The organism is Aestuariivirga sp., assembly GCF_044238155.1.
Classification (GTDB): Bacteria; Pseudomonadota; Alphaproteobacteria; order Rhizobiales; family Aestuariivirgaceae; genus Aestuariivirga.
The window spans coordinates 1-21,037 of the sequence record NZ_JBIIDX010000023.1; the positions used below are offsets into that span (position 1 = coordinate 1).

At 61.2% G+C, this 21,037-nt stretch carries 20 protein-coding genes and 2 pseudogenes; all 22 read left to right on the forward strand.

What is annotated here, in order from left to right; genetic code table 11:
• Nucleotides 1-253, forward strand: a pseudogene (locus tag ACILRN_RS03905) (arylsulfatase); the annotation flags it as partial.
• 79 nt (nucleotides 254-332) lie between these two features.
• On the forward strand, nucleotides 333-530 hold the full coding sequence (locus ACILRN_RS03910; RefSeq protein ID WP_395685750.1) for a hypothetical protein: 198 nt from the start codon (nucleotides 333-335) through the stop codon (nucleotides 528-530).
• A gap of 84 nt (nucleotides 531-614) precedes the next feature.
• Nucleotides 615-1,256 carry a hypothetical protein gene (locus tag ACILRN_RS03915; protein ID WP_395685751.1) on the forward strand — a complete coding sequence of 214 codons (642 nt, stop codon included), beginning with the start codon at nucleotides 615-617 and terminating at the stop codon, nucleotides 1,254-1,256.
• 290 nt (nucleotides 1,257-1,546) lie between these two features.
• A pseudogene (locus ACILRN_RS03920) lies at nucleotides 1,547-2,230 on the forward strand (IS630 family transposase); the annotation flags it as partial.
• A gap of 198 nt (nucleotides 2,231-2,428) precedes the next feature.
• Complete coding sequence (rpoZ, locus tag ACILRN_RS03925; protein ID WP_395685754.1) at nucleotides 2,429-2,839, forward strand: DNA-directed RNA polymerase subunit omega; 411 nt, start codon at nucleotides 2,429-2,431, stop codon at nucleotides 2,837-2,839.
• Nucleotides 2,840-2,908: 69 nt separating this feature from the next.
• Entirely contained in the window at nucleotides 2,909-5,077 is a 2,169-nt protein-coding gene (locus ACILRN_RS03930) for a RelA/SpoT family protein (protein ID WP_395685756.1), read from the forward strand.
• A 4-nt stretch (nucleotides 5,078-5,081) separates the two neighbouring features.
• Nucleotides 5,082-5,666, forward strand: coding sequence for an orotate phosphoribosyltransferase (gene pyrE / locus ACILRN_RS03935; RefSeq protein WP_395685757.1), 585 nt, complete (start codon nucleotides 5,082-5,084; stop codon nucleotides 5,664-5,666).
• The gene (acpS, locus tag ACILRN_RS03940) at nucleotides 5,663-6,061 is read left to right on the forward strand and encodes a holo-ACP synthase (RefSeq protein ID WP_395685759.1); all 399 of its coding nucleotides are present in this window, start codon (nucleotides 5,663-5,665) and stop codon (nucleotides 6,059-6,061) included. Before pyrE ends, acpS begins: the two co-directional genes overlap by 4 nt.
• A gap of 144 nt (nucleotides 6,062-6,205) precedes the next feature.
• Nucleotides 6,206-6,997, forward strand: coding sequence for a signal peptidase I (gene lepB, locus ACILRN_RS03945; protein WP_395685803.1), 792 nt, complete (start codon nucleotides 6,206-6,208; stop codon nucleotides 6,995-6,997).
• A 6-nt stretch (nucleotides 6,998-7,003) separates the two neighbouring features.
• Nucleotides 7,004-7,690, forward strand: coding sequence for a ribonuclease III (gene rnc, locus ACILRN_RS03950; protein WP_395685761.1), 687 nt, complete (start codon nucleotides 7,004-7,006; stop codon nucleotides 7,688-7,690).
• Nucleotides 7,687-8,601, forward strand: coding sequence for a GTPase Era (gene era, locus ACILRN_RS03955; protein WP_395685763.1), 915 nt, complete (start codon nucleotides 7,687-7,689; stop codon nucleotides 8,599-8,601). The genes rnc and era overlap by 4 nt, the downstream gene beginning before the upstream one ends.
• 3 nt (nucleotides 8,602-8,604) lie before the next feature.
• Complete coding sequence (gene recO / locus ACILRN_RS03960) at nucleotides 8,605-9,327, forward strand: DNA repair protein RecO (protein WP_395685765.1); 723 nt, start codon at nucleotides 8,605-8,607, stop codon at nucleotides 9,325-9,327.
• 44 nt (nucleotides 9,328-9,371) lie between these two features.
• Nucleotides 9,372-9,776: a methylmalonyl-CoA epimerase gene (gene mce, locus ACILRN_RS03965; RefSeq protein WP_395685767.1), complete on the forward strand. Its 405-nt coding sequence runs from the start codon at nucleotides 9,372-9,374 to the stop codon at nucleotides 9,774-9,776.
• Entirely contained in the window at nucleotides 9,773-10,048 is a 276-nt protein-coding gene (locus ACILRN_RS03970) for a DUF1467 family protein (RefSeq protein WP_395685769.1), read from the forward strand. The genes mce and ACILRN_RS03970 overlap by 4 nt, the downstream gene beginning before the upstream one ends.
• A gap of 202 nt (nucleotides 10,049-10,250) precedes the next feature.
• Nucleotides 10,251-11,738 (forward strand): hypothetical protein, encoded by a 1,488-nt coding sequence (locus ACILRN_RS03975; RefSeq protein WP_395685771.1) that lies wholly within the window; start codon nucleotides 10,251-10,253, stop codon nucleotides 11,736-11,738.
• Nucleotides 11,735-12,430 carry a class I SAM-dependent methyltransferase gene (locus ACILRN_RS03980; RefSeq protein ID WP_395685773.1) on the forward strand — a complete coding sequence of 232 codons (696 nt, stop codon included), beginning with the start codon at nucleotides 11,735-11,737 and terminating at the stop codon, nucleotides 12,428-12,430. Before ACILRN_RS03975 ends, ACILRN_RS03980 begins: the two co-directional genes overlap by 4 nt.
• Nucleotides 12,378-12,803, forward strand: a complete 426-nt coding sequence (locus ACILRN_RS03985; protein WP_395685775.1) for a GtrA family protein — start codon at nucleotides 12,378-12,380, stop codon at nucleotides 12,801-12,803. The genes ACILRN_RS03980 and ACILRN_RS03985 overlap by 53 nt, the downstream gene beginning before the upstream one ends.
• Before the next feature lie 41 nt (nucleotides 12,804-12,844).
• On the forward strand, nucleotides 12,845-13,771 hold the full coding sequence (locus ACILRN_RS03990; RefSeq protein ID WP_395685777.1) for a glycosyltransferase family 2 protein: 927 nt from the start codon (nucleotides 12,845-12,847) through the stop codon (nucleotides 13,769-13,771).
• Nucleotides 13,772-14,145: 374 nt separating this feature from the next.
• The gene (proS, locus tag ACILRN_RS03995; protein ID WP_395685779.1) at nucleotides 14,146-15,471 is read left to right on the forward strand and encodes a proline--tRNA ligase; all 1,326 of its coding nucleotides are present in this window, start codon (nucleotides 14,146-14,148) and stop codon (nucleotides 15,469-15,471) included.
• Nucleotides 15,471-16,781, forward strand: a complete 1,311-nt coding sequence (locus ACILRN_RS04000; RefSeq protein WP_395685781.1) for a lipoprotein-releasing ABC transporter permease subunit — start codon at nucleotides 15,471-15,473, stop codon at nucleotides 16,779-16,781. The genes proS and ACILRN_RS04000 overlap by 1 nt, the downstream gene beginning before the upstream one ends.
• Nucleotides 16,778-17,485, forward strand: a complete 708-nt coding sequence (locus tag ACILRN_RS04005; RefSeq protein ID WP_395685783.1) for an ABC transporter ATP-binding protein — start codon at nucleotides 16,778-16,780, stop codon at nucleotides 17,483-17,485. The genes ACILRN_RS04000 and ACILRN_RS04005 overlap by 4 nt, the downstream gene beginning before the upstream one ends.
• Nucleotides 17,478-20,921: a DNA polymerase III subunit alpha gene (gene dnaE, locus ACILRN_RS04010; protein ID WP_395685785.1), complete on the forward strand. Its 3,444-nt coding sequence runs from the start codon at nucleotides 17,478-17,480 to the stop codon at nucleotides 20,919-20,921. Before ACILRN_RS04005 ends, dnaE begins: the two co-directional genes overlap by 8 nt.
• Nucleotides 20,922-21,037 lie beyond the last annotated feature (116 nt).

Below are 21,037 nucleotides of genomic sequence, written 5' to 3' on the forward strand. Positions count from 1 at the left end.
CACCTCCAACACCTTCTGGGACTGGCAGCTCAACCATATCGGCAATATGTATGGGGTGACGGCGGCCGTACTCGACTTCATCGCCACCTTCCGGGATTTTCCGCCACGCTCCTACCCGCCCAGCTTCAACCCGGCCACCATGCTGGAGGAGACCATGCAGTTGCTGAAGACCAGGGAGATGCTCAAGAAGGGGGTCGATCCGGAGCGGGTGCGCGGCAAGCTTCTGGAGCTTCTGAAGGAGCCGCAGCCTTAGATTGGAGGGCCTAACGCTTGCTGGTGAAGTATGGATTGGCGCATAGCCCGCCAGGCTTGGTAGTGACAGGCACAGAACCATGGCCATCACGGTATGGCCCGGCAAGGTTATCCGTGGGTGGCCAGACCCGCAGCTCGGTCTTGCCGCGGTCCTGCGCGTAGTTGGCGGCGACATCGAGGAATATGAAAGTCCGGAACTCCTCGATCAGTCAGTAATGGCAGAACTGCGGTCGCAAGACGACCAGCTTCTCTGGATTCTTAATCGCTTTGCACGGTAGATCAGCCTTTACTTTTTGGAGAAGTAAATCCATCAAGAATTCCAAATCGTGCATCGCTCAAGTCACGTGCCGCGTCAGGGTTGATTGGGTTTTGATTGTCGCAGGAACAGAATAAAAAGTTTTTTGACAGAGCAATTGATTGATAGTATAATTTTTTATATAGATAGTGAGGTTTGTTTTATGTTGCATAACTTTTTTGGCAGAGCGGCGACATTTTTTACGATCGCTGCAGCTTGTGCTCTGGTGGTCACAAATAATGCCGAGGCGTTTAGCCGGTCAACCTGCAATGAGATGTTTGCCTCGGCAAATGTTGATCGAGTTGAGATGTTTTCCATGAACACGGATGAGGTAAGCTTGGGCGATCATCCTCATCTGCTGGGTACGCCACTGGGCAGTGCGGTTGTGTGCTGGTCAAATGATGGCCGTGTGGCGGTAAGAGGGGTATTGTTCAAGGATGACATTTATAATGAAGGGGGAGATGTTCTTGCGGTGCGAGCTACAATTCGTCTCCGTCGCGCAGATGGTCGATGGACGGACTGGACAAGATTCACGTTAGGTGACGGATGGCCCTCCAACAAGGATGTCCTTCTGGTTTCTCCCCGTGGTCAATTTGATGAAGTGCGCATCTTGCTGAGAGAAAGGCGAGAGGTGATTGCGAGCAGGATTGGTGAGCCTTGGAGGGAGCCTTCTTGGGTAACCAAGACTGCCAAGACTATTCGTCGGTAGATTGAAATCGAGCAGATCTCTGTATCCGGTGCGTCATCGTTGTTTTGAGTCTAACACTCTCGCGGGTGTATCGGTACAACGACGTTCGTGGGTGCTAGAAGCGTGTCCCTGAGACGCTGAATTGTGTCTGTTTAGGGGTGAGTGACTGCATAGGTTTAGTCCGGCCTATGGCTGCAATCGGCCCCCGGATTCGAGCAAATAACTTGGGCCCCTAATGTGAAACCACACTAGGGCTCCGGGTGAACATTTGAACCAATGCATTCCAAATGAAGAACTCTCATCATTGCGCGACACTGGCCCGGCAAGGCATCGCCTTTGACTCCGGAACCATTCAGCGATTCTTCGCGCGTCACGGCATCGCGCGCAAAAAAAGACAGCCCATGCCGCCGAGCAGGACCGTCCCGACATTCTGAGGCGCCGCAGGGACTGGTTCGAGGGGGCAACCCGATCTGGCGCGAGAGCGCCTCGTGTTCATCGGCAAGACCTGGGCTTCCACCAGCATGGCGCGTCGCCATGGCCGCTGCGCGAGAGTCGGGCGGCTCAGGGTTGGAGTGCCCCATGGCCATTGGAAAGCGACAACCTTCACCGGTGCGCTGACCCTGCGCGGTTTCATCGCGCCCTTCGTTCTCGACGGCCCCATCAACCGTGACGCCTTCGAGGCCTATGTCGAACAGATCCTCGCCGAGGAGCTGCGCCCCGGCGACATCGTCATCATGGACAATCTCTCGAGCCACAAGGGGCCAAGGGTTCGCCAGCTCATAGAGGCGGCAGGCGCTGAGCTCCACTGCCTCCCGACCTACAGTCCCGACTTCAACCCCATCGAGAACGCCTTCGCAAGGGTCAAGGCACTGCTGCGCAAGGCGGCACAGCGCACCGTCGAAGGCCTCTAAACCGCCATCGGTGACATGCTGCCAGTCTTCAAGCCTCAGGAATGCCGAAACGACATCGCAGCAGCAGGATACGTTGGAGACTGATGGGATTCTGCCCTGGGTTTGCAATGGGCGCAAATCATCGCCCGCTGCTCTGGAACCGCATCACGCCATCTGAAGCCTGGCGGCAATGGCCAGATCGACGCCAGTTTTCGCCGGCCCCGGCCATGGGCTTGATTTCGCCTTGAAAGGGGCCTAAGAGCGCGCAATTCATCCTCATCAATCAGGGAGTGCCCGCGCCCCATGGCACGCGTCACCGTAGAAGACTGCATCGACAAGCTTCCCAACCGTTTCGAGCTGGTGTTGCTGGCCGCCCACCGCGCCCGCACCATTTCGCAGGGTGCGCCGATCACCGTTGACCGTGACAACGACAAGAACCCCGTCGTTGCGCTGCGCGAGATCGCCGACTCGACGATCGTCTCGGAAGACCTCCGCGAGGAATACATCCATTCCATGCAAAAGCACGTCGAGGTCGACGAGCCGGAGGAGACGGAAGTGCCGCTCATACAGCAGTCGGGCGACATGGTCATGGTCAACGACTCCGGCGAGGAAGACCAGCCAGAAATGGAGCGCATGACCGAGGAAGACCTGCTGCGCGGGCTGGAAGGCATGCCTCCGGCCGAAAGCCCGGGTAGTCAGCGCAACGGCTACTGAGCCCGCCCACCCTGCAAAGATCGCGGCCGGACCTCTGGAGTCCGGCCTTTTTTGTCGTAGACTGCAACCATGATGCGCCAATACGAACTGGTGGAGCGGGTCACGCGGTATGACCCGGATGCGGACGAGGACCTCCTCAACCGGGCCTATGTCTATGCCATGAAGGCGCATGGCAACCAGAAGCGGGCCTCGGGCGAGGCATATTTCAACCATCCCCTCGAAGTCGCGGCGATCCTGACGGAAATGAAGCTGGATTCAGCCACCATTGCCGCAGCCCTGCTTCATGATACAGTTGAAGACACCGAAGTAACTCATCAGCAAATAGAAGAAAAATTTGGTCCGGACATTGCCAGTCTGGTCGACGGCCTGACCAAGATCGCCAAGCTGGACCTTGTCACAAAAGAAGCTGCGCAAGCCGAAAACTTGCGAAAATTGTTGCTGGCGATGTCACGTGACGTGCGCGTGCTGCTGGTCAAGCTGGCAGACCGGCTGCACAACATGCGCACCCTCAGCCATGTGACGCCGGAGAAACGGCTTCGCATCGCTCAGGAGACCATGGACATTTACGCGCCGCTGGCCGGCCGCATGGGCATGCAGGCAGTGCGCGATGAACTCGAGGACATCGCCTTCCGGGTCATTAATCCGCAAGCCTACCAGATCATCCTCGATCGTCTTGCCAAGCTGCATGCCGAGAGCGGCGGTGTGCTGAAATCGATCGAGCAGGAACTGACGCAGAAGCTTTTCGAGAACGGCATCAAGGCCGAGGTTCATGGCCGCGAGAAGCGGCCCTATTCGATCTTCCGAAAGATGGAGCGCAAGCTGCTGTCGCTCGGCCAGCTGTCGGACATTTTCGGCTTCCGGGTGATCGTCGGCACGGTCGACCAGTGCTACCGCTCGCTCGGCATCATTCACCGCACCTACCGAGCGGTTCCCGGGCGTTTCAAGGATTATATCTCGACGCCCAAGCAGAATGATTACCGCTCGATCCACACCACCGTCATCGGGCCGCACCACATGCGCGTCGAAATGCAGCTCCGGACCCGGCTGATGCATGAAATCGCCGAGCGCGGCGTGGCCGCCCACGCCATGTACAAGGAAGCTCCCGACGCCAAGGAGGCGCTCGACGGCTTCAAGTCGCCGGCTGCCGAGTCCAATGCCTATCGCTGGCTCCGCCATCTTGTCGACATGCTGCAGGAGGGCGAGTCCCCGCGCGAGTTCCTCGAGCACACCAAGCTCGAACTGTTCCATGACCAGGTGTTCTGCTTCACGCCGAAGGGCAAGGTGATTGCCCTGCCCAAGGGCGCAACCCCCATCGACTTTGCCTATGCGGTCCATACCTCGGTGGGCGACAGTTGCGTCGGCGCCAAGATCAATGGCAGTCACGCGCCTCTGGTGACGGCATTGCGCAATGGCGATGAGGTGGAGATCATCCGCTCCGAGGCCCAGACCCCGCCCGCCGCCTGGGAGGGCCTGGCCGTGACCGGCAAGGCGCGTGCGGCCATCCGCCGGGGCACGCGGGCCGCAGCGCGCAAGCAATTCGCCGGTCTGGGCCGGGAGATCGTCGAGAAGATGCTCGCCAAGCTGGGCAAGACCTATGTCGAGAAAGAGGTGGTGACGGCCCTGCCGCGGCTCGGACACCGCAACCGCGAGGATGCGCTGGCCGCCATCGGCCGCGGCGAGCTTTCCGCCATCGATCTCATGAAGGCCATGGGTCTGGTCATCGATGACAGCAAGCTCAGCGAGTTGCGCCGCCGCAGCCCGGCGCGCAAGACCGAGCCACACCTGTCTGTTCCGGTGCGCGGCGTGGCGCGTACCACCGCTCTGCGCATTTCGCCGGAGACGGGCGCCGTTCCGGGCGAGCGCATCGTGGGCATTCTGGTGCCGGGTGAGGGCATCACCATCTACCCGATCTTCGCCAAGGCGCTGGAGCAGTTCGACAACCAGCCCGAGCGCTGGGTCGATCTTGCCTGGGACACCGGCTCCGAGGACCAGCGCTTCCCCGCCCGCATCAGGGTGACGATCCTCAACGAGGTCGGCGCCCTGGCACAGGTCACGCAGTCGATCAGCGATCTGGGCGGCAACATCGATGCGTTGCAGATGGTGGCGCGCGAGGGCGCGCGCGATTTCTTCGACCTCGACGTCACTCTTGAGGTGATCGACCTCAAGCATCTCAATGGCATCATGGACAGCTTGCGCGGCAAGACCGCGGTAAGCGACGTGAACCGCAAGACAGGATAGGGCAATGACGAGGGATGAGGTTCTGAACGAGTTTCGCGCCGCAGGTGCGTTGCTGGAAGGCCATTTCGTGCTCTCCTCGGGGCTCCATTCAAACCGGTATCTGCAATGTGCCCGCGTGCTGATGGATGCTGCCAGAGCCGCAAGGCTCTGCGCAGTGCTGGCCGGGCAGGTGAAGGCGCTGCTGCCGGCCCCCATCGAGCTCGTCGCCTCGCCGGCCATGGGTGGCGTCGTCGTCGGCTATGAGATGGGCCGTCAGCTCGGGGTTCCCGCAATCTTCTTCGAGCGGGTCGACGGCAGGTTGACGCTGCGCCGCGGCTTCGACATCAGGCGTGGCGCGCGCGTGCTGATGGTGGAGGACATCGTCACAACCGGATTGTCCTCGCGCGAATGCATCGAGGCGATCGCCGCCGAGGGTGGCGTGACGGTCGGCGCCGCCTGCCTCATCGATCGCTCCGGCGGCAAGGCGGACGTCGGCGTGCCGCTTGCAGCATTGACCCGCCTGGATATTCCGACCTATCCGGCTGACCAGCTGCCAGCGGACCTGGCGGCAATTCCCGCGGTGAAGCCGGGGAGCAGGGGGCTCAAATGATCCTCGGCATCGGAAACGACGTCATCGACATCCGCCGCATCGAGCAGACGCTCGAGCGTTATGGCGACAAGTTCATTTCCCGCATCTTCACCGAGGTAGAGGTCCGGAAATCCGAGCGCCGCGCCGCGCGCGCGGCATCCTATGCCAAGCGCTTTGCGGCCAAGGAGGCCTGTTCCAAGGCGCTCGGGACCGGGTTCCAGGCCGGGGTCTTCTGGCGCGACATGGGCGTGGTGAACGAGCCGTCAGGCAAGCCGACCCTGATCCTGACGGGAGGCGCAAGGGCAAGGCTGGAGCGCATGCTGCCGTCGGGCCATGCGCCGCGCATCCACCTGACGATCACCGATGATTTTCCCTATGCCCACGCCTTCGTGATGATCGAGGCGGTACCGGCCTGATTTCCCCTACCTGTAACCAATTGGCAACAGTCGAGGGCGTTACGTCTGGTCGCGTTGCATCGGCGCCGGTCAGGGTTTATACGCCGCGTCTCGAAACCCCGGCGGGCATCGATGGGGTACGAATTGCTCAAGAAAGACCATGAGATGGCGGCGGCACAGGTCACCGGGCGCAAGTCAGAAGACGGGTTGTGGGAAACCGTCAAAGTCATCATTCAGGCGCTGCTGATCGCCTTTGTGGTCAGGACGTTCCTGTATCAGCCCTTCAACATTCCTTCGGCGTCGATGTATCCGACCCTGAAGGTGGGCGACTACCTGTTTGTCTCAAAGCTGTCCTATGGCTATGGCCGCTACTCGTTCAATTTCTCGCTTGGCCTGTTCAGCCACGAGATCGTGAGCTGCTGCCCGTTCGGTTTTTCGGGCAGGGTTTTCCTTGCCGAAGACCCGAAGCGTGGCGATGTCGCGGTGTTCAAGCTGCCGAGTGACACGAGCATCGACTACATCAAGCGGGTCATCGGCTTGCCCGGTGACCGCATCCAGATGCGGGACGGCATCCTCTTCATCAATGGCCAGGCAGTGAAGAAGGAGCGTATCGAAGACTTTGTCGATCGCTCCGAAACAGGCCTCGGCCAGCCTGTGCCGCAATTTGTCGAAACCCTTCCGAATGGAGTGAGCTACCGCGTACTCGACACTGAGCCGATGGGGGATGCCGACACCACCGATGAATACGTCGTTCCGGCGGGACATTTCTTCATGATGGGTGACAACCGCGACAACTCGCAGGACTCGCGCTATCCGCGCGTCGGCTTCGTGCCCATCGAGAATTTCGTCGGGCGGGCCGAGATCATCTTCTTCTCGGTGTCGCCGGATGCGAGCCTGTTCGAAGTGTGGCGCTGGCCCCTCGCGATCCGCTGGTCGCGATTCTTCACCCTCATCTGACCGGCCTTGACCCGCGCCGCCGTCAGGCCAGAGCAGATTTCCGAGCGGATCGGCCACCACTTCGCTGATCCCTCGCTGCTGGCCGAGGCGCTCACCCATGGCAGCAGCGAAACGGGCCGGCGTGATTATCAGCGGCTTGAGTTTCTCGGTGACCGCATTTTGGGATTGGTCATCGCCGAACATCTTTACCGGGCCTTTCCCGGCCATGAGGAGGGTGAATTGACCGCCCGCCATTCCGCGCTGGTGCGGCGTGAGGCCTGCGCGTCGGCAGCTGACAGGATTGGCCTTGCCGACCTCGTCATCGTTGGCGCCGGCGAGCGCGCCAAGGGCATGAATCTGAACCGCGGCGTGCTGGGCGACGTGATGGAATCCCTGATCGCGGCAGTCTATCTCGACGGCGGCTTCGATGCCGCGCGGCGTTTCGTGCTCAATGCCTGGGCCGGGCTTCTCAGCCAGCCGCAGGGCGTGGTGAAGGATGCCAAGACCTTCCTGCAGGAGTGGGCGCTCGGGCGCGGCCTGCCCATTCCCGTCTACGGCGTGCTCAGCCGCGAGGGTCCGGAACATGAGCCGGTGTTCGTCGTGTCCGTGGAGGTCAAGGACCGGGCGCCGGCGCAGGGAGTGGCGAAGAGCAAGCGGGCGGCCGAGATGGAGGCCGCCGCGGCCTTCCTGCGCCGCGAAGGTCTGAGATCATGACGGGCGACGTTGTGGCGCCAGCAGCGCCGACCCGTTGCGGCTTCTGTGCCATTATCGGCGCGCCCAATGCCGGCAAGTCCACGCTCGTCAACCAGCTGACGGGTTCGAAGATATCGATCGTCAGTCACAAGGTGCAGACGACCCGTGCCCGTATCCGGGCCATTGCCATGCAGGGCAGGGCGCAGATCGTGCTGGTCGACACGCCGGGCATCTTCAAGCCGAGGCGCCAGCTTGACCGCGTGATGGTCGAGAATGCCTGGGCCGGCGCAGGTGATGCCGATGCGGTGATTCTGCTGGTTGACGGCCGTCCGGGTCTGACGGAGGAGGCGCGTGGGCTGATCGCGCAGCTCGCCGCGTCCGGCACGCGTGCCATCCTGGTGATCAACAAGATCGACCTGATGAGCCGGGAGAAGCTGCTGGACGTGGCGGCGGCCTTCAATCAGGCCCATGCCTTCGAGAAGACCTTCATGGTCAGTGCCCTGACTGGTTCCGGCACGCGCGACGTGCTCGACTATCTGGCGCAGAAGATGCCTGAAGGGCCGTGGCTCTATCCTGAAGATCAGGTGGCGGATGTGCAGCTTCGGTTCATGGCTTCCGAGATGACGCGCGAGAAGATCTATGAACGCCTGCACGAGGAGCTGCCTTATGCCTCGACGGTGGAGACGGAGAGCTGGGAAGAGCGGAAGGATGGCTCGGTCAAGATCGGCCAGGTGATCTTCGTCGAACGCGACAGCCAGAAGGCGATTGTGCTCGGCAAGGGCGGACAGACGGTCAAGCTCATCGGCCAGCTGGCGCGCGCCGAGATGGAACAGCAGTTTGGCCGCAAGGTACATCTCTTCCTGTTCGTCAAGGTGCGCGAGGGCTGGGCGGAGGACAGGGAGCGGCTGCGCAACATGGGCCTCGACGTCTGATCCATGGAATGGCGGGACGAGGGCGTGATCCTGTCGGTGCGGCGTCACGGCGAAACCAGCGCCATCGCCGAGATCTTCACCGCGCAGCATGGCCGGGCGCTGGGTCTGGTGCGCGGCGGCCGTTCGCGCCAGCAGCGCCCGGTGCTGCAGGCCGGCAATGTGGTCCAGGCGGTCTGGCGGGCGAGGCTCGAGGAACAGCTCGGCACCTTCAGCCTTGAGGCATTGGATCTCCGGGCGGGTGCGATCATGGAAGAGCCGTTCCGTCTGGCGGGGCTGGGAACCATCACCGGCCTCGCTCAGCAGCTGCCCGAACGCGAGCCCCACCCGCGCCTTTATGAGGCCATGCGGGTGGTGCTGGAGGCCATTGGCGATGACGGCCTGTGGCCGGCCCTGCTGGTGCGCTGGGAGCTTGGCCTGCTGGATGAGCTCGGCTTTGGCCTCGACCTGACGAGCTGCGCTGCGACTGGCAGCCGCGATCAGCTCACCCATGTTTCGCCGCGCTCGGGCAAGGCGGTGTCGGCGCCTGCCGCTGAACCCTACCGCGACCGCCTGTTTCGGCTCCCTGCCTTCCTGCGTGAGGGTGGCGCGGCACGGCCGGCCGACGTGATCGATGGATTGCGGCTGATGTCCTTCTTTCTCGAACGACACGTGTTCAGGCCGCGCGGGGTCCGGTTTCCGGATCAGCAGGACTGGATCATCAGGAGCCTGGCCGAAAGGCCGCATTGAGCGGCCGAGGCTTCGGGCCTACAAGGAAGGCCGGAGGAGTTGCGATGATCGGACGTCTCAACCATGTGGCCATCGCCGTGCCCGACCTGGCGCGCGGCACGGAGGTCTATCGCTCAGCGCTCGGCGCGCGCGTCTCTGCGCCGCAGGCCGTGCCCCGCTTTGGTGTGACGGTGGTGTTCGTGGAGCTGCCCAACACCAAGATCGAATTGCTTGAACCGCTTGGCGAGTCCTCTCCGATCAGGGGCTTTCTTGAAAAGAATCCCGGCGGCGGCATGCACCATGTCTGTTACGAGGTCGATGACATCATCGCGGCCCGTGACCAGCTGAAGGCCCAGGGTGCGCGCGTGCTGGGAGATGGCGAGCCAAAGACCGGCGCCCATGGCAAGCCCGTCCTGTTCCTGCATCCAAAGGATTTCTGTGGCACCCTCGTGGAGCTCGAACAGGCATGAGCATCGGAAGTGGTCTTGCCATTTATTTCATCGTCTGGTGGGTATGCCTGTTCCTCGTTCTTCCCTTTGGTGTGCGAAATGCGCATGAAGTTGGCGAGGCGGTCATTCCCGGCAATGAGGCTGGTGCGCCGGTGCGCCCGATGCTGTTGCGGAAGGTCGTGGCCACCACGGTTCTGGCCACGGTCATCTTCCTGCTGATCTGGGGGCAAGTGAGCCAGGATTGGATCAGCTTCGATGACTTACCGTTCCTGAAGGATATGCCCGCTGGTTAAGGCAATATGACGTTGGCCGGAACCACGCTCAAGTTTCTCTGCCCCGTGTGGAGAGGGATTAAGGGTGGGGGTCTCGCTGGCGTCAAATGTTGGCACCGGAATAGGACGCTACAGGCGCTTGGCAGAGTACTCCTCGCAGGGATGGAAAAGAAAATTTAAGATTGTATAATAGAATGGCCTTTGGCGTTAGGAGGGCCGATTCTTGGTGCATATGGCAATCAGTCAGGATGAAGCGGTAACCAATCGCATCCGCATCATCTTTGCATTGCTCAGTGGGCTCGGGTGGGCGCTCGTCTTTGGCGCGCGTTCAGAGATCATCCTCGGAGATCCCGACATCTGGTGGCACATCCGCACCGGACAATGGATATGGCAGTCCGGTTCGTTTCCCGTCGTTGATCCGTTCTCACATTCTTTCGCAGGAAAGCCCTGGATTGCAAAGGAGTGGCTGTCGCAACTCATGTTTTTCGGTGCGTCGGCACTTGCGGGTTGGAATGGCGTGCTGCTCCTCGCCATGGCTGCGGTGGCGGTGGGCGCCGGTCTTCTCTTCATGATCCTGTCCAAGGACCTGAGCCCGGTTCCTGCTGCTATTGCCTGTCTGGCCAGCCTGTTGCTGGCGAGTTCTACCCTCGTCGCCCGTCCCCATCTGCTGACGCTGGGGTTGATGGTGATGTGGACTTATCAGTTGTTCCGGGCCTCGGCTGAGAAGCGCGTGCCCGGATACGGCTGGCTGCTGCTGATGGTGGCGTGGGCAAATCTCCATGCAGCCTTCACGATGGGCTTCGCCATCGCGTTTTTCGCGTTCCTTGATTTTCTCGAGCGCTCACGCCTGTCGAGGCCGGAAATGCTGTGGAGGTGGATTGTCTTTCTCCTCCTGTGTCCCTTGGTGAGCCTTCTCAATCCCTATTCTTGGGAGGCGTTGACTCCGACGCTGACCGCTGTGACGTCGAACGAGGCAATTCCGATGATTGACGAGTGGCAGCCCTTCGACCCTCCGGCCAACGTCCCGGAGGCGGTGGGGCTGTTGCTTCTTCTTTTTGCGACGCTTGTTTCCGGTTTTCGGCTTGGCCTTGCCAAGGCCCTCCTGATCGTCCTGCTTCTCTACCTCTCCTTCAATCAAATGAGATACGTCTACTTCCTGTTTCCAATCCTGGCTGTACTGGTCGCGCCCGAGATTGCGCGTCAGTTTCCCCGACTGTCCATCACGGCCTGGAGCTCTCTGCCGCATGACGTCATCGAAGATGGCATCAGCCGTGCGTTCAGGCCTCTCCTTGCGGTGATCATCGCAGGTCTCGTCGGGATGACGATACTTCAGGTCACGGTTCTGCGGGCCTCTCCGCCAGACTCGGTAGCGGCGAGCGCAGCCATCGCTTTTGCCAAGGCCGGCAACGTCGAGGGCAAGGTCTTCAATTTCTATAATTTTGGAGGACCACTGATCTTCAGCGACATCAAGACCTTCATTGACGGTCGAACGGATCAGTTGTTTCTCGGTGGCTTCGCAAAGACCTTCATGAGAGGGCCGGACACAGAGGCCGAATTGCAAAGGGCACTGCTGAAATATGATATTGGCTGGACGCTGTTTCCGCCGCATGACATTCGGGTCGCGCTGCTTGACAAACTCGCCGGTTGGCGGCGGATTTTCGCAGACGATGTCGCCGTCATTCACCAACGACTCGGGAAGCCTGCAACATGATTGACGCCGAGTTTGACAAATTTGCCGAGCGTTACGATCAGGAGCATCAACGCAGCATCGCCTTCTCCGGGTGTGAAGCCGCTTATTTTGCTCGCTACAAGGTCGAGATCGCTGCGGATTACTTCAGGGCTCTGTGTGAAGGCAAGGAAGCACTGCTCGATTTTGGCTGTGGGCCCGGAACGTCGCTGCCGCTGTTCAGGAAGGCTCTTCCGCAGTCTCGGATTGTTGCCGCGGATGTCTCGCGCCGGAGCCTTGCAGAAGCGGAGGCGCGCTGCGCCGGCCAGGCGGAGTATCTATGGATTGCCGGATCTGGGCTTGATCTCGAAACGGAAGAGATTGGCATGGCGTTTGCGGCCTGCGTGTTTCACCATATACCGCCCACTGAGCATGAATCCTGGATGACAGAGCTGCGCCGTGTGGTCAGACCGGGCGGCGGGCTCGTGGTCTTTGAGCATAACCCCTTGAACCCGCTGACGCACTATGCGGTGTCACGCTGCGTTTTCGACAAGGATGCCATTCTCCTGCGAGCCCGAACGCTTGCCGATCGTTTGACGTCGAGTGGTTGGCATGTGCGTCGCATCCGTTTTCATGTATTCTTTCCACAATGGTTGCACTGGCTGCGGCCGCTTGAGCCAGCCCTTGGCCGAATTCCGCTGGGAGGGCAGTACTCTGTTTTTGCCATCAAGACATGATGTGCAGATGGTGTTACGCTATGGTGCGGCGGGCGCGCTTAACAGCTTGCTCGGTTTCTGCGTTGTTGTTGTCTGTCTGACCATGCTGGGCCTGTCGCCACTTGCGTCCAATGCCAGCGGTTTTCTGGTGGGTTACCTGTCCGGATATGCGTTGCATCGTCGCTTCACGTTTCGCAGCGCTGTTCCGCATCGGCGGGGTCTTCCAACATATCTGATTGTCGTCGCCGTCGGGTACGTGGTGAACGTCCTCGTGCTGTTTTTGCTGCTTGACCGTGGCATATCTGGGCTCCTGGCGCAGGCGTTGGCGATTGCCGCCTATGTTCTCGTTACCTTTTCCATGAGCAGGACATTTGTGTACCGGATGGAGGAATAATGTCCTTGTTGGTTCAATCCGCTGTCAGGCATCCGCCGTCCTTGACCGTCGTTGTTCCGTGCTTCAACGAACAGGAGGTTTTGGCGGCAACAGCCCAGCGCCTTGCGGCGGTGATCGAGGGCCTTGTCGCCTCTGGCGACGTGGCAGAACGGAGCGTCATCCTGTTTGTGGATGATGGATCGTCGGATCAGACCTGGGCCTTGATCGAGGCGTTTTCACAACGCTTGCCGAATGTCCATGGTTTGCGTCTGGCTCGTAATTTTGGTCATCAGTATGCGCTATTGGCTGGCCTCATGCATGCCGAGACTGATGTCGTGGTATCTATAGATGCCGATCTGCAGGATCCGCCGGAAACAATCCAGTCCATGATTGCGGCCTATCGTTCCGGCGCAGATGTTGTCTGTGGTGTGCGGAACGATCGCACAAGCGATGCATTTCTGAAGCGTGCCACAGCAGCATTGTTCTATGGTCTCATGCGGCGTATGGGTGTGCATCTGATTGCCGAGCATGCTGATTTCAGGTTGATGTCGCGTCCGGCAATCGAGGCCCTTCGGCAGTTCGGAGAGACCAACCTGTTCTTGCGTGGCCTCGTCCCCCAGCTTGGCTTTCGTGTGGAAACCGTTGAGTATCGTCGCGAGGCGCGTCTTGCGGGCAGTTCGAAGTACAGTCTTCCGCGCATGCTGGCGCTCAGTGCCAATGGCATAACATCGTTCTCTCTGGTTCCACTGCGAATGATCACCTTCACCGGTCTGGTGATTTCCTCGCTGGCCTTTGCTGCCGGCGTGTGGGCGTCTGCAGCCTGGCTGTTTGGGTCCGCAAGCGTGTCAGGGTGGACTTCGATCGTCATACCCCTCTATTTTCTGGGCGGCATCCAACTCCTGTCGCTCGGCATCATCGGTGAATACCTGGGCAAGAGTTACCTCGAGGCCAAGCGGCGTCCGCGCTACATTGTGGAAAAGTCTGTTTAGGTCAGGGCAGCTTGCTGCCGGTCTATGCCATGAAAAAGGCGAGGCACGGGCCTCGCCTTTTCCAACTTCAGTTTCCTTTTCTGCCGGCTTTGGCACCGGCTGGGCAGCGTCCATCGCGCGCCCGGAAACCCGTCCTCCCCAGACCTGGGTCGAATGAACAGACCACGGCCTTGTTGTTATTGCCGGTGACGCTACCACAAGCCGGGGCTCTGTCGAGTTAAAAATGACACATGGTTGCCACAATTGGCACATCAATCGACACCTTGAGGTCGTAAGTTTTCAGCACGTCTGTCGGGCGTGCCGCCGTCCGCCCGGCTTGAGTTCCGGGTCAATTGCCGTAAAACGAGGTGGCCGTTTGCAGATTCAGGAGCCTCATGCGCCTTTCCCAGTATTTCATGCCCATCCTGCGCGATGACCCGAAAGAGGCGGAGATCGTGTCCCACCGACTCATGCTGCGCTGCGGCATGATCCGCCAGGAGGCGGCTGGCAGCTATTCCTGGCTGCCGCTCGGCTACCGGGTGCTGCGCAAGATCGAGCAAATCGTCCGCGAGGAGCAGAACCGGGCGGGCGCGATCGAGGTGCTGATGCCCACCATCCAGCCGGCTGACCTGTGGCGCAAGTCCGGCCGCTATGACGCCTATGGCAAGGAAATGCTGCGCATCAAGGACCGGCATGACCGCGACATGCTCTTCGGCCCCACCAACGAGGAGATGATCACCGATATCTTCCGTCAGGGCGTGCAGAGCTACAAGGACCTGCCGCGCAACCTTTACCATATACAGTGGAAGTTCCGTGACGAGGTGCGCCCCCGCTTCGGCGTCATGCGCGGCCGCGAATTCCTCATGAAGGACGCCTATTCCTTTGACCTCACCCGGGAGGCCGGCCAGCATTCCTACAACAAGATGTTCGTCTCCTACCTCAAGACCTTCGCGCGCATGGGCCTGAAGGCTGTGCCGATGCGCGCCGAAACCGGCCCCATTGGCGGCAAGGACAGCCATGAATTCCTGATCCTCGCCGACACGGGCGAGTCGGAGGTCCATTTCGACCGGGCCTTCCACGACATGGACTGGCAGTCTTTCGAGATCGACTATGACGACGTGGCTGCCGTCGCGCGGGTCGTCGACGATTTCACCTCGAAATACGCCGCCACCGCCGAAATGCACGACCAGGCCGATTATGAGGCCCGCGTGCCTGCCGAACGCCGGGTCACCGGCCGCGGCATCGAGGTGGGCCACATCTTCTTCTTCGGCACCAAGTATTCAGAGCCGCTGGGCTGCGTGGTACAGGGGCCGGATGGCAAGATGGTCACCGTGCAGTCAGGCTCCTATGGCATCGGTGTGTCGCGGCTGGTGGGCGGCATCATCGAGGCCAGCCATGACGAGGCCGGCATCATCTGGCCGGAGCCGGTGGCGCCGTTCCGTGTCGGGCTCATCAACCTCAAGGCCGGTGACGGCGAAACCGATGCCGTGTGCAACCGGATTTACGCGGCGCTTGAGGCCAGTGGCATCGACGTTCTGTACGATGACCGTGATGACAGGGCGGGCGCAAAGTTTGGCACCATGGACCTGATCGGGCTTCCCTGGCAGGTGATCATCGGCCCGCGCGGACTGAAGGACGGCGTCGCAGAGGTCAAGAACCGCAAGACCGGCGCGCGCGAGAACGTGGCGCTGGACCAGATCGTGCCGCGCTTTACCCGCTGATGACGAAGTCGCTTTCGGAAACCCGGCCATTTGCATCCTTCGAGTGGATGCTGGCAGCGCGCTATCTGCGCTCCAGGCGGCGGGAAGGCTTCATTTCGGTGATCTCGCTGTTCTCCTTTCTGGGCATCTTGCTGGGTGTTGCAACGCTGATCGTGGTGATGGCCGTGCTGAACGGCTTCCGCGCCGAGCTTCTCGACAAGATTCTGGGCTTTCAGGGCCATGTCAGCCTCTACCGCTCCGACACCGCGCCACTCACCGACTATCAGTCGATCGCGCAGCGTCTTGCCCAGGTTCCGGGCGTCGTCAGGGCGGTGCCGCTGGTCGAGGGCCAGGCCATGGCCTCGAGCCTTCACAACAACACGGGCGCGCTGGTGCGCGGCATTGCCGAAGCCGATATTCAGAAGCTCTCCAGCCTGAACAATGACAGTCTGCGGACGGCCCTGAACCCTGACGGTCTGCCGGACGCGACAGCATCTTTTCAGGGCTTTGATGCTGCAGGCGGGGTGGCGATCGGCGAGCGCATGGCCTGGCGCCATCAGCTGGGGCTCGGCTCGCGCATCACCATCATCTCGCCCGATGGTCCGGATACCGTCATCGGCAATGCGCCGCGGATCCGCGATTACCCGGTCGTGGCGATCTTCAAGGTTGGCATGTCGGACTATGACGAGAATGTTCTCTACATGCCGCTCGCCGAGGCGCAGGACTATTTCCTCACCGACGAGGGCGTCAACCAGATCGAGGTGATGGTCGACGATCCCGACAACATCGAGCAGTATCTGGTGCCGATCATGCTGGCCGCGGGCGACGGCATGGCGATATCAAGCTGGAAGGACCGCAACTCGACTTTTTTCAACGCCCTGGCGGTTGAGCGCAACGTCATGTTCCTGGTGCTGACGATGATCATTCTCGTTGCCGCGCTCAACATCATTTCTGGACTGATCATGCTGGTCAAGGACAAGGGCCGCGATATCGCCATCCTGCGCACAATGGGCGCCACGCGCGGCACCATTCAGCGGGTGTTTTTCCTGACCGGAGCCGCCATCGGAACCGCGGGCACGATTGGCGGCTTTGTCACCGGGCTTCTCATCTGCCTGAACACGGAGCGTATTCGCCAGTTCATTTCTTGGATATCGGGGGTCGATCCCTTCAATCCCGAGCTCTATTACCTCGCCCAGCTTCCTGCCCGGATGGATTCCTGGCAGACGGTACTGATCGTGGCGATGTCGCTTGGCTTGTCCTTTGCCGCAACGCTCTATCCCTCATGGCGCGCGGCGCGGCTCGATCCTGTGGAGGCTTTGCGCTACGAATGAGCCGTATCGCGCCAGCTCTCGAACTTCGCGCGGTGGCGCGCAGCTATGCCGAGGGCAGTGGCCGCCTCGAGGTGTTTCGAAACCTCGATCTGACGGTCCGGGCAGGGGAGATCGTGGCGCTGGTCGGGCAGTCGGGGTCGGGCAAGTCGTCTCTTCTGCACATCGCGGGGCTGCTGGAGGCGCCGACCGCGGGCGATGTCATCATCGCTGGCCGGAACTGTTCGGCGCTCGATGACAAGGCGCGCACCCGGATCCGCAGGATCGGCATCGGCTTCGTCTACCAGTTTCATCACCTGCTGCCGGAATTCTCCGCGCTCGAGAATGTGATGATCCCGCAATTCATCGCCGGTTCGGGCCGCGCGGAGGCCGAGGCGCGGGCGCGCGACCTGCTCAGCCGCATGGGTTTGCAGGCCCGCCTGGCGCACCGGCCCTCGGAACTCTCGGGCGGTGAGCAGCAGCGCGTCGCCATCGCCCGCGCTCTGGCCAACCGGCCTCTGCTGCTGCTGGCCGACGAGCCGACCGGCAATCTCGACCCTGAAACCGCGGCTCATGTTCAGGCGGAATTGCTGCGCCTGATCGCAGAAGAGGGCCTCGGCGCGCTGGTGGCAACCCACAATCTGGAGCTTGCCCAGGGCATGAGCCGCATCGCCCGGCTCGAGCGCGGCCGTATCGTCGATGGCAGGGGAGGCAGCGGCCATGGCTGACAGGGCCTCCTCACCGGCCATCTTCGTGCATCTGCGCACCCACACCGCCTATTCGCTGTCGGAGGGCGCGCTCCAGATCAAGGCGGTGGCCGCCCTCGCCAAGGAGGCGGGCATGCCGGCGGTGGCCGTCACCGACACCGGCAACCTGTTTGGGGCGCTCGAATTTTCGGATGCGATGGCGGAGAAGGGCATCCAGCCCATCATCGGATGTGCGTTGAAGGTGGATGTTGCCGTTGACCGCGAGGGTGCGGCGAAGCAGGCCGGCGGGCTGCGACGCATTCCTGCCCTCGTCCTTCTCGCCAAGGATGCTGCTGGTTATGCCAATCTGATGAAGCTCTCGAGCCGGGCCTATCTCGCGAGTCCCGACAATGCCGAACACCATGTGACCTGGGAGTTCCTTTCCGGGCATGCGGATGGCCTGATCTGCCTGACCGGAGGACCGGGCGGACCGGTGAACGAAGCCTTGCTTGCCGGCCAGATGCCGCTGGCCACCGAACTGGTGCAGAGGCTCAGGTCGCTGTTTGGTGACAGGCTTTACATCGAACTCCAGCGCCACGGCACGCCGGCCGAGCGCGAGGCTGAAACGGGCCTCGTCGAACTCGCCTATGGCCTTGACGTGCCCTTGGTGGCGACCAACGAGCCCTATTTTGCCAGGGCGGATGATTACGCTGCGCATGACGCGCTGATCTGCATCGCGGAGGGTGAGCTGCTGTCCACGGACGAGCGCAGGCGCCTGACCCCGGAGCACTACTTCAAGAGCCAGGCAGAGATGGCGGCGCTCTTCGCGGATATTCCCGAAGCCGTCGAGAACACCATCGAGATCGCCATGCGCTGCGCCTTCCGTGTCAAGTCGCGGCCGCCGATCCTGCCGCGCTACGCCGAGGGTGACGAAGCCGAAGAGCTCCGCCGCGAGGCGCGCGAGGGGCTGGAGCTGAGACTGTCGAGCCGCGGCCTGATGGCAGGCAAGACACGCGAGGACTATCTCTCTCGTCTTGATTTCGAGCTCGACGTCATCACCAAGATGCAGTTTTCGGGATATTTCCTGATCGTTGCAGATTTCATCAAATATGCCAAAGCCAAAGGCATCCCGGTTGGACCGGGGCGCGGTTCGGGCGCTGGATCACTGGTCGCCTATGTCTTGACCATCACGGATCTTGATCCCTTCCGGTTCAATCTGCTGTTCGAGCGGTTTTTGAACCCCGAGCGGGTGTCGATGCCGGATTTCGACATTGACTTTTGCCAGGACCGTCGCGGCGAAGTCATCGACTACGTGCAGAAACGCTATGGCGCTGACCGGGTTGCGCAGATCATCACCTTCGGCAAGCTGCAGGCCCGGATGGTGACGCGTGATGTTGGCCGTGTCCTGCAGATGCCCTACGGTCAGGTCGATCGCATTTCTAAGCTCATCCCCAACAATCCGGCCAATCCCGTCACGCTGGCACAGGCCATCGACAGTGAACCGAAACTGCAGGAGGAGCGCGACAAGGATACCACCGTCCGCACCCTGTTCGACATCGCGCTCAGGCTTGAGGGGCTCTACCGCAACGCCTCCACGCACGCCGCCGGGGTGGTGATCGGTGATCGTCCGCTCGAGGAGCTCGTGCCGCTCTATCGTGATCCGCGCTCCGATATCCCAGCCACTCAGTTCAACATGAAATATGTTGAAAAGGCCGGGTTGGTGAAGTTTGATTTTCTTGGTCTTAAAACTCTGACGGTGATCGAAAAGGCGCAGGAGCTGATACGGCTGCGCGAGCCTGGCTTCGATATCGGACAGATCCCATACGACGACGGCAGAACGTACGACATGCTCGCGCACGGTGACACGGTGGGCGTGTTCCAGCTGGAAAGCTCCGGCATGCGTGATGTGTTGCGCAAGATGCGCGCTGATCGGATCGAGGACATCATCGCCATCGTGGCGCTGTACCGGCCAGGTCCGATGGACAATATTCCCCGGTTCATCGCCTGCAAGAAGGGTGACGAACCACCCGATTATCTGCACCCGCTGCTCGAGCCGATCCTGCAGGAGACCTATGGCATCATGGTCTATCAGGAGCAGGTGATGCAGATTGCCCAGGTCCTGTCCGGCTATTCTCTTGGCGAGGCGGATCTGCTGCGCCGCGCCATGGGCAAGAAGATCAAGGCCGAGATGGATGCGCAGAAAGAGCGCTTCGTGTCGGGCGCGGTGCAGAAGCAGGTCGACGCCCAACAGGCCGATCATATCTTCGAATTGGTGCAGAAATTCGCTGGCTACGGTTTCAACAAGTCACATGCCGCAGCCTATGCGGTCGTCTCCTATCAGACCGCCTGGCTCAAGGCCAATCACCCGGTTGAATTCCTCGCCGCGTCGATGACGCTCGATCTGGGCAACACCGACAAGCTGATGCTGTTCCGGCAGGAGGCGCAACGGCTGGGCGTCAGGGTCCTGCCGCCGTCGGTCAATGCCAGTAACGTCGACTTCGCGGTCGTGGACGGCCAGATCCTCTATTCGCTGGCGGCTCTGCGCAATGTCGGCGCCGGTGCGATCGAGCATCTGGTTCAGGTGCGTACCGAGGGCGGCCCGTTCCGCTCGCTCGGCGATTTTGCGCGCCGCATCGATGGCCGGCTGGTCAACAAGCGTGCGCTCGAAAGTCTGGCCAAGGCTGGCGCCTTTGATTGCCTCAACACGAACCGGGCGCAGGTTCTTGACAGCGTCGAGTCAATTCTCGGCATGGCCAGCCGCACGGCGAGCGCGGCGGAGGCCGGTCAGACCGATCTCTTCGGTGGTCTGACCCGCGCTGCCGATGACCTGGTGCTGCCGCAGCGTGAGGCCTGGTTGCCGATGGACAGGCTTGCCCAGGAATTCGAAGCCGTTGGTTTCTATCTCTCCGGTCATCCGCTCGATGACTACGTGAAGCCGCTGCAGAAGCTCTCGGTCGAGTCGTGGAGTTCGTTCCGCGACAAGGCGCTCACCAAGGGCGCCCGCGCCGCCAAGCTGGCAGGCACGGTCACGCACCGGCAGGAGCGCCGTTCGAAGTCCGGCAATAAGTTCGCCTTCGTCGGTTTCTCCGATCCCTCGGGACAGTTCGAGTGCATCTGTTTTTCCGATACGCTCGCCGCCTGCCGCGACATGCTCGAGCCCGGTTCGGCAGTGATCGCCCGGGTCGAGGCTGATGTCGAGGGCGAGGAGGTCAAACTCAGGCTCCAGGGTGTCGAGCCGCTCGACAAGGCCACTGCCCAGATGGTGGCCGGGCTTGAGATCTTCGTTCGCGATGCAGCGCCGCTGGAGTCGATTGCGGCGCGGCTCAGGAATGGTGGCCGGGCTCCGGTCCGGCTGGTCATGCTGATGCCGAAGGGCCGGGAAGTTCATGTCTCGCTCGGCTCGAAATTCACCGTGACGCCGCAGATCAAGGGCGCCATCAAGGCGATTGCCGGCGTGGTGGACGTACAGGATCTCTAGAGCGCAATGGCTCCTGGTTTGCCGGATTGATTACTCTTCGCCCAACGGGGCAAGGGAGATCTTGAGCGTCACTCCAGCCAAATTCTTGTGGTCTGGGTGGTTCTGCTCGCGTTGCC